General features: G+C 41.2%; 13 protein-coding genes. 4 read left to right on the top strand and 9 right to left on the bottom strand.

Going from position 1 to position 14795, the window contains the following annotated elements:
- Window positions 1-491 precede the first annotated feature (491 nt).
- Entirely contained in the window at window positions 492-1535 is a 1044-nt protein-coding gene (locus FW757_RS19775; RefSeq protein ID WP_446441607.1) for a flavin reductase family protein, read from the top strand.
- Window positions 1532-2584 carry a fatty acid desaturase family protein gene (locus tag FW757_RS19780; RefSeq protein WP_182762040.1) on the top strand — a complete coding sequence of 351 codons (1053 nt, stop codon included), beginning with the start codon at window positions 1532-1534 and terminating at the stop codon, window positions 2582-2584. Before FW757_RS19775 ends, FW757_RS19780 begins: the two co-directional genes overlap by 4 nt.
- Window positions 2585-2797: 213 nt before the next feature.
- Here the strand turns inward: FW757_RS19780 and serS are convergent, their stop codons facing one another.
- From serS to lrp, 6 genes are all read right to left on the bottom strand, one after another.
- A complete protein-coding gene (serS, locus tag FW757_RS19785) occupies window positions 2798-4096 on the bottom strand; it encodes a serine--tRNA ligase (protein WP_145242225.1) in 1299 nt (432 codons plus the stop codon).
- 8 nt (window positions 4097-4104) lie between these two features.
- Window positions 4105-4467 (bottom strand): fluoride efflux transporter CrcB, encoded by a 363-nt coding sequence (gene crcB, locus FW757_RS19790; RefSeq protein WP_392352509.1) that lies wholly within the window; start codon window positions 4465-4467, stop codon window positions 4105-4107.
- A 10-nt stretch (window positions 4468-4477) separates the two neighbouring features.
- Window positions 4478-5821 (bottom strand): replication-associated recombination protein A, encoded by a 1344-nt coding sequence (locus tag FW757_RS19795; protein WP_145242220.1) that lies wholly within the window; start codon window positions 5819-5821, stop codon window positions 4478-4480.
- Complete coding sequence (gene lolA, locus FW757_RS19800; RefSeq protein ID WP_149982719.1) at window positions 5814-6455, bottom strand: outer membrane lipoprotein chaperone LolA; 642 nt, start codon at window positions 6453-6455, stop codon at window positions 5814-5816. Before lolA ends, FW757_RS19795 begins: the two co-directional genes overlap by 8 nt.
- Window positions 6456-8924 (bottom strand): DNA translocase FtsK, encoded by a 2469-nt coding sequence (locus tag FW757_RS19805; protein ID WP_182740749.1) that lies wholly within the window; start codon window positions 8922-8924, stop codon window positions 6456-6458.
- Window positions 8925-9110: 186 nt separating this feature from the next.
- A complete protein-coding gene (gene lrp, locus FW757_RS19810; RefSeq protein WP_145242214.1) occupies window positions 9111-9590 on the bottom strand; it encodes a leucine-responsive transcriptional regulator Lrp in 480 nt (159 codons plus the stop codon).
- Between the two features lie 140 nt (window positions 9591-9730).
- Here lrp and ald point away from each other — a divergent pair, with 140 nt between their 5' ends.
- Window positions 9731-10852, top strand: a complete 1122-nt coding sequence (gene ald, locus FW757_RS19815) for an alanine dehydrogenase (RefSeq protein WP_149982720.1) — start codon at window positions 9731-9733, stop codon at window positions 10850-10852.
- Window positions 10853-10923: 71 nt separating this feature from the next.
- Here ald and FW757_RS19820 read toward each other — a convergent pair whose 3' ends face one another.
- Window positions 10924-11721 (bottom strand): M48 family metallopeptidase, encoded by a 798-nt coding sequence (locus tag FW757_RS19820; RefSeq protein ID WP_145242210.1) that lies wholly within the window; start codon window positions 11719-11721, stop codon window positions 10924-10926.
- Window positions 11722-11913: 192 nt separating this feature from the next.
- Here FW757_RS19820 and FW757_RS19825 point away from each other — a divergent pair, with 192 nt between their 5' ends.
- Entirely contained in the window at window positions 11914-13113 is a 1200-nt protein-coding gene (locus FW757_RS19825) for a Bcr/CflA family efflux MFS transporter (RefSeq protein ID WP_182768140.1), read from the top strand.
- A 27-nt stretch (window positions 13114-13140) separates the two neighbouring features.
- Here FW757_RS19825 and grpE read toward each other — a convergent pair whose 3' ends face one another.
- Both grpE and FW757_RS19835 read right to left on the bottom strand, forming a co-directional pair.
- Entirely contained in the window at window positions 13141-13749 is a 609-nt protein-coding gene (grpE, locus tag FW757_RS19830) for a nucleotide exchange factor GrpE (RefSeq protein ID WP_182719388.1), read from the bottom strand.
- A gap of 58 nt (window positions 13750-13807) precedes the next feature.
- The gene (locus FW757_RS19835; RefSeq protein ID WP_446441594.1) at window positions 13808-14773 is read right to left on the bottom strand and encodes an HrcA family transcriptional regulator; all 966 of its coding nucleotides are present in this window, start codon (window positions 14771-14773) and stop codon (window positions 13808-13810) included.
- Window positions 14774-14795 lie beyond the last annotated feature (22 nt).

Consider the following 14795-nt stretch of genomic DNA (forward strand, 5'->3'; position numbering starts at 1 on the left):
TTGCTGTCGCGTAAACCTAAAAAGTCCAAATAACCAAAGCTTTATTAAAAGAATATGGTTAGCCGTATTAAACCATTTTGAAAAATAATCACAAGGTAAAAAAAGGTTGAATGCAACAGATATTCATGGCTCGCTTTAACATTATGATTATTTGGTTACCATTGCAGGTTGATAAGTTTGCAGCCTAAAAGTGCCTCTATAACCACATGAAATATAAATACTAAAAATCAGATAGTTGAAGTTTTAAATAATTCTATGCTTATCATTTTATATTCCGCAATTTAACGTGCCTTACGTAAGTTACAAATAAAAACAATAGAATAATTACTCTATACGTATTGAAAATCAAAAATTTCAAGGTACACTTGTGCGCTGAAATTTGAGCTTACAGGTGTACGCTCAAATTATTAAAGTAATTATTTCAGTGCTTACCCTTAAATAAAGAAAACACAGGCCAATAAGCACTCGGTTTAGAAAGAGATGTAATGACGATGTTTACGCAGGCATTAGACCAATTTTCAAAATGGTTTTTACACCATCAAAGTTTTGCAGGTTATATAGAACCAATTATGCAGGTATTTAAACCTGCATGGCGTGCAGGCCAATTTAGAGCACAAGTGATCCATACAGAATCACACAAGGGTGAATATTTAAGTATTCAACTTAAGCCAAGTAAACAATGGCCTGTTCACATTGCTGGACAGCATATTAGCTTAACAGTTGAAATAAATGGGCGGTTATTAACGCGTGTTTTTACTATTGTTTCAAGCGCTCAACAATTTAAAAACACTGGGCTTATGCGCTTACTAATTAAAACAAATGCACTCGGGCGCTTTACTGGTTTACTTAAAGAAACACTGCAAGCTGGTTCGTGGTGTAGTATCACCGCGCCAAGTGGTGAATTTATATTTAAAAACACTGGCGCACCAGTCACTTTTATCGCGGGAGGTTCTGGTATCACGCCAATACTCGCTATGCTTGACGAACATCTTGGCCAAATATCCACCAATGTCATATTAGTGTATTACGCAAAAACGTCTGAACATCAATGTGTTGATGAACTTAGCGAATTGGCTCTGCGATTTAAGCACTTTTCATTTTTATTATTAACCCGCGAACAATCAAATCAGATTACCAGCCATATTAACCTCGCAGAAAAACCTGATGTTTATTGTTGTGGTCCTTTAACCTTTATGCAAACGGTCAGTGATTTTGCTAAAAAACACGCATTAAATTATAACCAAGAAGCTTTCGGTTTAGCCCTGCCAAGCACCCATAACGCAGGCCAACTTAATGTTAAAATTAATAACTATGCACATGTTGTAACAAATACTGATGTGCTACTAACACAGTTTGAAGCAAAACAGCTGCCAGTAAAACGCGGCTGTGGCATTGGAATTTGTCATCAGTGTCAATGTATTAAAAAGTCTGGCGTGGTACGTAATTTAAAAACTGGTGAACTATCAGATAACGGCGAACAGCTCATTCAACTGTGTGTCAGCCAACCTGTTAGTGATTTGGAGTTACAATTATGAAAACTATTAACTATGAGCAACTAGCAAGCGAATTAGATGCTATAAAAATGCAGACGCTTGATAAAGTGGGTCAAAAAGATGCCGACTATATTCGCTCTATTGTACGTAAACAGCGCCTATGTGAATGGAGCGGACGTATTCTATTAATGCTTGGGTTTATTCAACCATTGCTATGGGTTGCGGGAGTATTGCTACTCGCATTAGCTAAAATCCTTGATAATATGGAAATTGGTCACAATGTCATGCATGGCCAATACGACTGGATGAACGACAAACAACTTAACTCCCAACACTATGAATGGGACATAGCATGTGATGGCCAAAGCTGGCACCGCGTGCATAACTTTGAGCATCATACCTACACCAATATTATTGGTAAAGACCGTGACTTTGGGTATGGTTTGCTACGCTTGAGTAATGACTTTAAATGGCGTTTGAAAAATATATGGCAGTTTATTACCTATATAAACTTAACTGTATTGTTTCAATGGGGTGTGTCATACCATGAGCTGGCAGCTGAGCGTGTATTTATGGGTAAAAAGAAAGAAAGCCGCGAAACTGACGTGTCTCACGCGATGTTAAAACGACGCTTTTTTAGTAAAGGTGCGCGCCAGTTAACTAAAGATTACGCGTTATTCCCGCTATTAGCTGGTCCATTATTTTTGTGGGTTTTAGCTGGTAATTTTCTTGCTAATTTAATTCGTAATTTGTGGACATCAACCATCATCTTTTGTGGTCACTTTACCGAAGAAACTAAAACCTTTAACGAGCAAGACTGCGTAAATGAAACTCAAGGTCAGTGGTATTATCGCCAAGTTTTAGGTTCATCAAATATTAACGGCGCTAATTGGTTTCATATATTAACGGGGCATTTGAGCTGTCAAATAGAGCACCATTTATTTCCTGACATGCCATCATCGCGCTATCAAGAAGTTGCTCCTAAGGTGCAAGCCGTACTAAAAAAACATGGTATTGCTTACAACACAGGTGGATTTTTTAAGCAATATACGTCGGTATTAAAACGCATTTTACGTTACTCTTTTAAATGATTTTTAATCACCCTAGATAACTAACCTGAGCTTAGGAGAATAAAAATAATATTAATACTTTTAATAAGTATCTGAGTAAATCTCTTAACCAAAGTTCAAGTTAACTAACTTTTTCGCTCGCCTTTAACCTTGCACCTATAAATTGAACTTACAAAAAAGCCACTGTTCATTACAAACAGCGGCTTCTCTTCTTAAAGCTTACAGCTCTAAAGCTTATTTAATTACTTCAAGGCCGTTCATATATGAACGAAGTACTTCAGGCACGACTACTGAACCATCCGCTTGTTGGTAGTTTTCTAAGATAGCCACTAAAGTACGTCCTACTGCTAGGCCTGAGCCATTGAGTGTATGCAGTAACTCTGGCTTCTTCTCACCCGCGCGACGAAAACGTGCTTGCATACGGCGCGCTTGGAAATCAACCATGTTTGAACATGATGAGATTTCACGGTAGGTATCTTGCGCTGGTAACCATACTTCTAAATCGTAGGTTTTTGCTGAGCCAAAGCCCATGTCACCCATACATAAAATTACTTTACGGTATGGTAGCTCTAGCGCTTGTAATATTTGCTCTGCGTGACCTGTTAGCTCTTCCAATGCTTGCATTGAATCTTCTGGTTTTACCAGCTGTACTAGCTCAACTTTATCGAACTGGTGCTGACGAATAAGGCCACGAGTATCACGGCCATAACTGCCAGCTTCACTTCTAAAACACGGAGTGTGGGCAGTTAAACGAATTGGTAAATCTTTTTCGTCGTAAATTTCGTCACGCGCGCTGTTTGTCAGTGGTACTTCTGCAGTAGGAATTAAGCTAAAACCTTCTTGCTCTTCACCGTCATCATTTACAAGACCTTTAGTATGGAATAAGTCTTCTGCAAACTTAGGTAATTGGCCTGTACCGTATAAACTGTCGCGGTTTACTAAATACGGTACGTACATTTCTGTATAACCGTTTTTATCTGTATGCGTGTCTAGCATAAATTGCACTAGTGCACGGTGCATGCGGGCCATTGCGCCGCGCATTACAGTAAAGCGTGAACCGGTAATTTTAACGCCCATTTCAAAATCAAGGCCGTTTAGATCTTGTCCTAAGTCTACATGATCTTTTACTGCAAAATCATACTTTTTAGGCTCGCCCCAGGTTGAAATCTCAACGTTGTCAGATTCGTCAGCGCCCGCTGGTACTGATTCATCAGGTAAATTGGGGATAGCTAAAGAAATTTGCTTGAGCTCTTCTAAAATAGCGTCTTGCTCAGCTTTAACACTATCAAGTTGCGCGCCTAAGTTGCTTACTGCATCTAACAATGGTTGTGCATCTTCGCCTTTAGCTTTAGCTTGGCCAATCGCTTTGGAGCTACTGTTACGCTCACTTTGTAATTCTTGTGTTTTTACTTGTAATGTTTTGCGTTTTTCTTCAAGTGCGCTGACAGTCGCAGTATCTAGCTCGTAACCACGTGCTGCTAGACGCGCAGCTGTTTGCTCGAGATCTTGACGTAATAATTTAGAATCTAACATGTTAGTTTTTAACCTTTTTGCATTACCAGCTGAAGGCCCAGCCAAGCCATAAAAATACACACCACCACATTTAAGGTGATATTAAGGGCCATTTTAAAAAAGTGACCTTGTTGCAATAACAACAACGAATCCATTGAAAATGTCGAGAAGGTGGTCAAAGCACCTAGAAAGCCAATCCCTATAAGGGTTTTAGCGGGGCTAACGGTGATAATTTCGCGCTCTATCAAACCGTATAATACGCCCATCAACAATGAACCAAGAATATTAACCGTCAACGTGCCAAAAGGGAATCCCCTACCAAGTAGTTTTAGCATGGTTTCACTAATAAAAAACCGTAAACAGGCGCCTGAGGCTCCTCCTGCGGCAATCATGAGATATATCTTAAGGCTTGTCATAGCGTTTTATGTCACTGTGATGATCGCGCTCTTTTAAATAGTCGAGCTTTTGCTTTATTTTTTGTTCTAAGCCACGATCCGTTGGAAAGTAATATTGCTTATCGGCTATCTGCTCTGGAAAGTACTTTTCTCCTGCAGCATAGGCGCCTTCTTCATTGTGCGCATAGCGATATTCAGCACCATAGCCTAAGTCTTTCATTAAGTTGGTTGGTGCATTACGTAAATGCTCTGGCACCGGGTAACTTGGCTCGTTCTGCGCATCCGCTTTGGCTTGATTAAACGCCGCGTACACCGCATTACTCTTCGGTGCGCTAGCTAGGTAAATCGTAGCTTGTGCAATTGCACGCTCGCCTTCACTTGGTCCAACTCGCTGAAATATATCCCATGCATTGAGGGCCACTTCCATGGCACGCGGATCAGCATTACCAATATCTTCAGTGGCGATGGCGAGTAACCGCCTTGCAACATACAGCGGATCGCCGCCACCGGCTAAAATACGACAATACCAATACAAAGCACCATCTGGGGAGCTACCTCGAACTGACTTATGAAAGGCTGAGATCAAATCGTAAAATTCATCCCCCCCTTTGTCATACTTGGCTAAATGCGTTGGCAATACTTGACTGAGTACGTGCTCATCAACTAGGTATTGGCCGTTTTGCTCTACGGTTAAATCAATCGCCTGCTCAAGTAAATTAAGCACTTTACGAGCATCGCCATCACTGGCTTGGCACAACGCTTGTTTAGCATTTTGTGCAAGTACCACCGTTTTATTTTTCAGTTCATCATCGCTTGCAAGCGCTCGCTCAATAACAAGATGTAAATCAGTGTCTTGCAGCGATTTTAGGACATATACTCGTGCTCGCGATAAAATCGCATTGTTTAGTGCAAACGAGGGATTCTCGGTGGTAGCACCAACAAAAATAAAGGTACCGTCCTCTATATGTGGTAAAAACGCATCTTGCTGAGATTTATTAAAACGATGTACTTCGTCAACAAACAGTAAGGTACGTTGGCCACGACCTTCAAGGTTAGTACGCGCTTCACTCACCGCATCACGAATGTCTTTAATGCCTGCCGTTACCGCCGACATTTGAATCAGCGCCGCATCGGCATGGTTGGCAATAATTTGCGCTAAGGTCGTTTTACCAACGCCCGGCGGCCCCCACAAAATAAGACTGTGGCAACGCCCTGCTAAAATAGCTTGATAGAGAGGCTTATCTTGGCTTAATAGATGTTGCTGGCCAATATACTGATCTAAACTGGTTGGTCGCATGCGCGCCGCAAGTGGGCGCACATCGGGGCCAAAATTAAAGCCTAAATTACTCACCTTGACTTTGATCGTCTATTTCAACGCCTTCTGGAATACTAAACTCAAAGGTTGAAGTAGCAAGGCTTTGATTTACTTTAGTGTCGCTAAAAGTAAACGTAGATGATTGCCCTGAGCTGTCTTTAACCAGTAATGATGCTAAGCCTACTTTATCTGCTGCAAACACAATATCCAGCTGTTCAACTTGGCTTTCAACGCCTTTATTAGGTGTAACACTGAACCCAGTATCCGTGGCGTGTACTTGGTACTTTTGCCATTGCGCCGGATCTTTGGAGGTAAGTAATACAAACGGTGTTGAATCAATCAAACTGTGAGTATTCATAATCGTTACTTGCTCAGCAAAGCTGTCGAAGTAATAGGTTTTATCGCCATTTGATACAAATAACGTGTCATCAGGGCTCGCTTGTTGCCAACGGATCATCATTGGCTGTTGCAAGGCGATAGTACCTTCACCTTGCATAATTGATTGGCCTTGGTCGTCATTAACTTGCTGCGCAAATTGCGCTTGAAAACTCTTTAAACCGGCCAGTTTATCTTGTAATGCTTGGCTGTCATCCGTTGCACTGTCACTTGCAAATACTGATGCTGATAAAAAACAGCTAATTGCTAAGGCTAAATATTTAATTTGTTTCATTTAATTTGCTCCACCATTGGGCACTAATACATCACGGGCACCGTTATGACCTGGTGCGCTTACAATACCCGATGTTTCCATTTGTTCAACTAAACGTGCGGCACGGTTGTAACCAACACGTAATTTTCGCTGCACACTTGAAACTGACACTTTGCCTGTTTCAACAACAAATGACACGGCTTCATCATAAAGCGGATCTGATTCTTCATCCGCGTTTTCACTGGCTTCGCCTGGCAATAAAATATCCTCAGTGGCGTCACCATTTAAAATTTCGTCTATATAATTTGGTTTTGCACGTGCTTTCCAGTCATTCACCACCGCATGTACTTCATGGTCATCAACAAACGCGCCATGTACACGTATCGGTACGCTGGTGCCCGGCGGTAAATAGAGCATATCACCCATACCTAGCAGGTTTTCTGCGCCTTGTTGATCTAAGATGGTACGCGAGTCAATTTTACTCGATACCTGAAACGCCATTCGCGTTGGGATATTCGCTTTAATTAAACCAGTAATTACATCAACCGATGGGCGCTGTGTTGCTAGTATTAAATGAATACCTGCCGCTCGGGCTTTTTGCGCAATACGGGCAATTAGCTCTTCAACTTTTTTACCAACAATCATCATCATGTCAGCAAATTCGTCAATCACCACCACGATACTCGGTAACTTACCTAACTCGTCTGGTCCTTCTTTCATACCATCAGTATCTTTAAATAATGGATCGAGAATCGGGTAACCCGCCTCTTTCGCATCCAATACCTTTTGGTTGTAACCTTTTAAGTTACGAACACCTAACGCCGACATTAACTTATAACGACGTTCCATCTCACCTACACACCAACGCAGCGCATTGGCAGCTTCTTTCATATCGGTGACCACTTCACACAGTAAATGTGGGATACCTTCGTAAACAGAAAGTTCCAACATTTTCGGGTCAATCATGATCATACGCACATCATCAGGGCCTGATTTGTACAGTAAGCTTAATATCATTACATTAACGCCCACTGACTTACCTGAACCTGTGGTACCTGCCACCAGTAAATGCGGCATTTTACCCAAATCAGCACAGATTGGTTCACCGGCAATATCTTTACCTAAGACCATAGTCAGTGGCGATGGATTTTGCTCAAATTTTGGCGCGTCGATTACTTCTGATAACCGCACTATTTCGCGGTGTTTATTAGGTAATTCAATCCCTACATAGGTTTTACCCGGAATAACTTCAACCACTCGGACACTAACCGCTGATAGCGAGCGGGCTAAATCTTTAGCAAGACCAGTAATTTTAGAAACTTTAATACCCGGCGCTAAATCAAGCTCAAAACGGGTTACAACAGGTCCAGGGTATACGGCAACAACCGTAGCTTGAACGTTAAAATCAAGGAGTTTAGTTTCAACTAACCTCGATACAGCTTCAAGCTCTTCTGGTGAAATTGGGTTTTTGGCTTTATCAGGTCTATCTAACAAATCAAGCGTAGGCAATGGCGTACTTGGCGGCTTTTCTTCGAGTAGCTGCTCAAACTTTTCTTTTGCGGTAGGTGGAGGCTGATAGGTACTCTTTGGTTTTGGCATTGGTCTTGCTGGCGAAACCACAGTAGTAACTGGTTTTTCAGGCTCTGTAACATGGCTTTGATCAAGCGCATTTAAGGCAGCCGCAGTGTCCATTGGTTCATCATCAATGGCGCTAAAATTAATTTCTTGATCCAGAATGTCATCCAAATCATCAAATGCAGGATGAGAGTCTTGATTTGACACCGCACTATCAATATCCACTTTTGGTTCTGAAAAGCGAATGGCGGGTGTCTCTTTACGTGTCTGTTGCTCATTAACAGGGTCTTGTTCAATTGCAACTTCAGTATTTGCAGTGCGTTCGCGTTGTAACCATGCTTTTAAGTGATGGGCAATAAAACGATAACCTCGCATGATCAAATCGCCAATAAAATCGACACATTGCACCCACGACACGCCTGTTAATAATGTTAATCCAGCAAAAAAGAAACATAATAATAAAATCGAGGTACCGGTAAAGTTAAATGCAGGCATCATCGCTGAAGCTATCACATCACCGACTACCCCACCGGATGAAAAATTATAAATATCATCAAAATTAATACTACTGATAGCCGTTGCTGAAGTGATAAATAATGCAAAACCAATCACTCTAAGCGATAACGTTGTATAGTCGAGTTGAAATATTCTATGAGGTTGCTTAAATAATAAGTAGCCGAATATTTGTAGTGCAGCTGGCACAAAATAAGCTAACCAGCCAAATGTCAGCAATAAAATATCGGCGATCCACGCACCTGCAGCTCCAGTTATGTTTCTTACATTGTCATAACCTGTTTGCGACCAACTCGGATCAGCAGGATCAAAGCTTACCAGCGCACACAATATAAATATTGCGGCAAAGGTGCTAATTATTAAACCGGTTTCTAATAGTCTTTGTACACCATTTAGGCGCATAACTCGCTATTCCTCATTTTTCTTTGTACTTCTTTGTACTCATTCTTAGCAATGGAATACCTTAGCAGGAAATACTTTTTGTTGCACTTTATCTTAACCATGATGGCCTGATTATGAACAGGTTTTTATTAATCGCGCATGTATCAATAATACAACTTAAGTCGTTACTAAAAAATAGCGCATAGTTCAGCCGATATATGGGCGAATAATCACCCCTTGCTCGCCTTTTACTTCTTCCATAACAACATAGGTACGGCTTTCACTAACGTTCGGTAGCTTGAGCAGAATATCCCCTAATACACCACGATATTCAGACATATCATTTACGCGGGTTTTTAGTAAAAAGTCAAAGTTACCCGAGACTAAATGGCATTCGATAATTTCATCATGCTTTTTAACTGCAGCACTAAATTCATCAAACACATCAGGTGATGTTTTAGTGATTGTCACTTCGACGTACACCGACAAACCTTGCCCAAGTTTAGCAGGGTCAACCACGGCTTTATAACCGACGATGTAACCTTCGCGTTCGAGCTTTTTTACACGCTCTAAACAAGGCGTTGCACTGAGCCCCACACGTCGAGCTAATTCAACATTAGATACTCGGCCATCGTGCTGTAGCTCTATTAAAATCTTACGGTCAATACGGTCTAATAACTCATGCATAATAACGACTAGTTTTTTGTACTGTTTAAATGGTGTTTTCAGATTATATCACTAGAATACCGATTAAAAAAGGTGAGACACACTGCCAGTACATGAATATAATAGTGAAAAATTTTATCCCGTTCTATTAAGGCAATATTATGATTATCGGTGTACCTAAAGAAATAAAAAACCATGAATACCGTGTAGGTATGGTCCCTGCTAGTGTTCGTGAGTTAGTAAACCACGGCCACCAAGTTTTTGTTGAATCTGATGCAGGTATGGGCATTGGCTTCACTAACGAAGATTACACACTGGCAGGTGCAGAAATTCTAGCAACTGCTGCTGAGGTTTTCGCAACAGCAGAGATGATTATAAAAGTAAAAGAGCCACAAGCCGTTGAACGTGCAATGCTACGTGAAGACCAAATTCTTTTCACTTACTTACACCTTGCACCAGATCTTCCACAAACTGAAGACCTAATCAAAAGCAAAGCAATTTGTATCGCATACGAAACAGTAACTGATTCACGCGGTGGTTTGCCACTACTTGCGCCTATGAGTGAAGTTGCTGGTCGTATGTCTATTCAAGCTGGTGCACAAGCGCTTGAAAAATCAAACCATGGTCGTGGCATGCTACTTGGCGGCGTACCGGGTGTTGAGCCAGCTAAAGTTGTTGTTATTGGCGGCGGCATGGTTGGTCGTAGCGCAGCACAAATGGCTGTTGGCCTTGGTGCTGAAGTTGTCGTACTTGATCGTAACATTGACGTACTACGCGCACTTGACGCTCAGTTTGGTAATAAAGTTAAAGCGATTTACTCAACAGCTGATGCACTTGAAAAGCATGTACTTGAAGCTGACCTAGTAATTGGTGGCGTACTTATCCCTGGTGCTGCTGCACCTAAACTAGTTACTGCTGAACACATTAAAGCAATGAAGCCTGGCTCTGCAATTGTTGATGTTGCAATTGACCAAGGTGGTTGTATCGCAACGTCTAAAGCAACAACTCACGCTGATCCGACCTTCATCGTTGATGACGTTGTTCACTACTGTGTTGCTAACATGCCAGGTGCTGTACCACGTACATCTACTTTCGCACTTAACAATGCAACATTGCCTTTCATCATTAACCTTGCAAACAAAGGTTATAAGAAAGCATTACTAGATGACGCTAACTTCCTTAAAGGTCTTAACGTGATCAAAGGCCAAGTAACTTACAAAGAAGTTGCTGAAGCCTTCAACATGCCATACGTAGATCCACGTACTGCTGTTGAAAACGCATAACTAGCGTTTAGAATAATAAAAGCCTGTGAACATCAGTTCACAGGCTTTTTTTATATCACCAAAAAAGTTTATTACAGCTTACATTGTGGGTTTTTACCCGCCGCTTTTGCTGCTTTTTGCTCATTTAATGCTTGTGGCAATTTTGCTTGTAGCTCTTTAATGCGGTTAGCAGGTGCTGGGTGAGTAGACATAAATTCAGGTGTATTACCACTGCCTGCTTTACTCATATTCTGCCAAAGTGTTACGGATTCTTTTGGATTAAATCCGGCTTTTGCCATTAAATCTAAACCCACTTGGTCGGCCTCAGATTCATGAGAGCGACTAAATGGTAAAATAACGCCGTACTGCGCACCTAAACCAAGACCTTGCATAATTTCGTTACGATATTGTACATTGCCCATTTCAAGTGCGGCACTGCCCGCTTGCATACCTGTTTGTAGCAAGGAACTTTGTGATACGCGTTCATTAGAGTGCTCAGCAATTACATGCCCTACTTCGTGCCCGATAACGGTTGCTAGCTGATCTTGATTTTCAGCCACTTTTAACAACCCTGTATGCACACCAATATAGCCACCGGGTAATGCAAACGCGTTAGCTGAATCGTCTTCAAATACCACCACTTCCCACGCCTGAGTTGCGTACTGTTGCGGTAATACTGCAATCACATCGTCAGCAATACACTTTACATACGCATTTACTTGAGGATTATTATTAATTTTTTGATTCTTTTTCATATCAGCAAAGCTTTGCTGACCCATCTGACTCATTTGTTGATCAGAATAAAGCGCAATTTGCGTGCGCCCTGTTGGTGATGTTTTACAACCCGCTAATACAGCGGTGGCAAGCACAGCCAAAACTAATTTTTTCATTGTATTCTCTTAACTAACAATTTAATTGTTCTTAGAATAGCAAACCAGCCTGCAATTGAATATATCGACTGCCAGTAAAAACATCTGTTGCGTTATATTTCTGTTAAAGGCGATAGTTAGCATGCAAACTAAGTACCCAAGACTAATTGTCGCTGTTACAATAGCAGCCTCTTTTTGTTTAATGGGTTAGTCATGCAGGACTCGGTTTCTTTAAATAAACGCATTCTATTACCTTTACTCGCCAGTATTGTTGCAATTACGCCACTGGCAATCGATATGTATCTTCCGGCAATGTTAGTCATTGCTAACGACCTTAATACCACAATGCCTAATGTACAAATATCGTTAAGCATATATTTAGCTGGCTATGCGCTGGGAATGCTATTTTTTGGCCCAATCGCAGATCAAATTGGTCGTCGCGTGTTAACGAAGGTCGGCTTAGCATTGTTTGGCTTAAGCTCTTTCGCATTGGCCTTTTGTAATGACATTCACCTATTTTGGGCTTTGCGGGGAGTACAAGCATTCACAGGTGCTGCAGCAACCGTTGTGGTGCCAGGGATAATTCGTCATATTTATAAACAAGATACTGCGAAAGGAATGTCGTATGTATCGATGATCATGATGGTAGCGCCCTTAGTCGCGCCAACGGTTGGATCAATGATCATGGGCTTATCTCACTGGCAAACAATCTTTTTAGTACTGGCCAGTTACAGCTTTGTTATTTTAGCCTTGGTACAAATATACTTAATCGATATCCCTATTTTCAAAAGCCCGATGAAAGGCTTTGCACTATTTTTCGATAGCTATAAAACCGTATTTAAAAATAAAGATACCCGAGCAGATATAGCCAGCTCAATGTTTGTCTCATTCGGCTTTTTTTGCTTTTTAACCGCAGTGCCCTTTGTATACCTTGACTACTTTAAAGTATCAGAACAATTATTTGGTGTTTTATTTGCTTTCAATGTCATGGCGCTAATGTTTGGTAACTTTTTAAATACCCGCCTAGTACCACGTATTGGTTCACGAAAAATGCTGTATTATGGATTAGCGGTCGGCTTTGTAGCTGGCAGTGCCCTACTCACATTTAGCATATTACACCTATCGCTGTATTTTATTGTTGCAGCTATTGCTCCTCTGATGATGAGTTTAGGGGTTACCGCTAGTAATGCTGATGCATTGATCTTAATGCAGTTTGAAGAGCGTTCTGGCACCGCTACGGCGGTTATTGGTACATTGCGCTTTGGCAGCGGTGCATTAGTCGGTCCAATTTTAGCCTTAATGCATGCACAAAGTGCGGTACCATTTTCAAGCTTAATGTTCAGCGCATTAGTATTAACACTAATAGCCCAGCTTTGGCACCGAGCTAGAAACAAAAAAAATGCCCGTAGTTAACGGGCATTTTTTTACTAAGCGACTTCTTTATTCAGCTGCTTTAGATACCATCACCATTGCAGGGCGTAATAAACGACCATTTAATGTATACCCTTTTTGCATCACTGCTAATACAGTGTTAGGTGTTACATCATTGCTTGGTTGAATCGACATTGCTTGGTGGAATTCAGGATTAAACTGCTCACCTTGTGGGTTAACAATTTCAACACCAAATTTTGCAACCGCATCGTTGAAGCTCTTAACTGTCATATCAATCCCTTCAAGCAATGGCTTTAAGGTTTCGTTTTCTTTGTCTGAGAACTCAATAGCACGTTCTAGATTATCAATAACAGGTAATAATTCGTTAGCGAACTTTTCAAGTGCAAATTTATGCGCTTTTTCTACATCTTGTGCAGCACGGCGACGAATATTATCAACGTCTGCAGCGGCACGTACTACGCTATCTTTTTGGTTTGCGATAGTTTGTTTCGCATCTTCAAGCTCAGCATAAAGCATAGCAATTTCAGCTTCAGGGCTAACTTCTTCGCTTTCGTGCGCGTCAGCAGCTTCTACAGCCGCTTCAACGTCTGCTTGCATTTGCTCTAATTCTTCGTTTAATTCAACTTCTTGCTCTGGTGATTTTGTCTGCTCAGACATAATTTAAGTGCTCCAATACTTTTCAATTGCGGTAATTATGGGGATTGAATCAAAAGATTCAAGAGCCAGATGACTCGATTAATTTAAATTCTTGAATGATTGCTTCAATTTGCGCCGATTTAGGACAAATTACACAAAAACGACTTTGATATTCTTGATTTTGAAAATACGGCACGCTGATCACCATCAGTTCGTCACAATCAGTAAATGGCAATTGTGACGTATTTAAAACCGACACACCATTTTTAAAAGCTAACTTATCTTCTACAAAGTTCAAAAATGAGACACCAATATTTAAGCTTTGTTCACAATCAATTTGCCGATATAAATAATTTTCGCCGACCACGATACTGTTATCTGAGCCTAATTTATGGCTCAGCTCACGGGTCCATTGATTTAACGAATCATGACAGTTTCGTGGTGCTGTATTTGCCATTGCTTGCATACGGTACAAGCCTTCCATTAAAGTTTGCTGACTGAATACAGTATTAAGCCAAGTAGCAAATTGATAACGTACGGTGTCAGAGGCATCATCCGGCTTATGAATACAAATGTTATGGCTTTGCCCTGCTCTATCTAACAGTAAAATAAGCCAATCATTGCTGTCAAAATCTAATACTTCAACTCTAAAAACGTGTTGAGAACTTACTTGCGGCAGACCAACGCAGCAACATACTTGATAACGCTGGCTTATACCATGCGCCATCTCGACTAATTGCGCTTGTCCAGGCTGCCAATATTGCGCAATCTGCGACAGAGGGAAAAATTCACTTAGCCAATAATCAAATCCGGCATTAGTAGGTACCCGTCCAGCAGAAGTATGCGGTGAATACAGCAGGCCTATTTTTTCTAGGCGCGACATCGCATTTCTAACTGTTGCAGAACACACAGCCATACCTTTTTGTTTGGCAATACGGCTTGACGCGACAGGTTGACCTTCACCATTACAGTACAGGCTCATCACGGCGGAAAATATTTGCTGATCTCGAGGGTTTAAATTCATAGTATCTACATCTTGCTGCATACTGGGGATATCGGGGCGTAGT

The sequence above is a fragment of the Pseudoalteromonas sp. 1181_04 genome, from assembly GCF_052850545.1.

Excerpts from the sequence above, each read along its gene's own strand:
- FW757_RS19775 (WP_446441607.1), top strand. The coding sequence starts at position 492 with ATGTTTACGCAGGCATTAGACCAATTTTCAAAATGGTTTTTACACCAT.
- FW757_RS19780 (WP_182762040.1), top strand. The coding sequence starts at position 1,532 with ATGAAAACTATTAACTATGAGCAACTAGCAAGCGAATTAGATGCTATA.
- serS (WP_145242225.1), bottom strand. The coding sequence starts at position 4,096 with ATGTTAGATTCTAAATTATTACGTCAAGATCTCGAGCAAACAGCTGCG.
- crcB (WP_392352509.1), bottom strand. The coding sequence starts at position 4,467 with ATGATTGCCGCAGGAGGAGCCTCAGGCGCCTGTTTACGGTTTTTTATT.
- lolA (WP_149982719.1), bottom strand. The coding sequence starts at position 6,455 with ATGAAACAAATTAAATATTTAGCCTTAGCAATTAGCTGTTTTTTATCA.
- FW757_RS19805 (WP_182740749.1), bottom strand. The coding sequence starts at position 8,924 with ATGCGCCTAAATGGTGTACAAAGACTATTAGAAACCGGTTTAATAATT.
- lrp (WP_145242214.1), bottom strand. The coding sequence starts at position 9,590 with ATGCATGAGTTATTAGACCGTATTGACCGTAAGATTTTAATAGAGCTA.
- ald (WP_149982720.1), top strand. The coding sequence starts at position 9,731 with ATGATTATCGGTGTACCTAAAGAAATAAAAAACCATGAATACCGTGTA.
- FW757_RS19820 (WP_145242210.1), bottom strand. The coding sequence starts at position 11,721 with ATGAAAAAATTAGTTTTGGCTGTGCTTGCCACCGCTGTATTAGCGGGT.
- FW757_RS19825 (WP_182768140.1), top strand. The coding sequence starts at position 11,914 with ATGCAGGACTCGGTTTCTTTAAATAAACGCATTCTATTACCTTTACTC.
- grpE (WP_182719388.1), bottom strand. The coding sequence starts at position 13,749 with ATGTCTGAGCAGACAAAATCACCAGAGCAAGAAGTTGAATTAAACGAA.
- FW757_RS19835 (WP_446441594.1), bottom strand. The coding sequence starts at position 14,773 with ATGCAGCAAGATGTAGATACTATGAATTTAAACCCTCGAGATCAGCAA.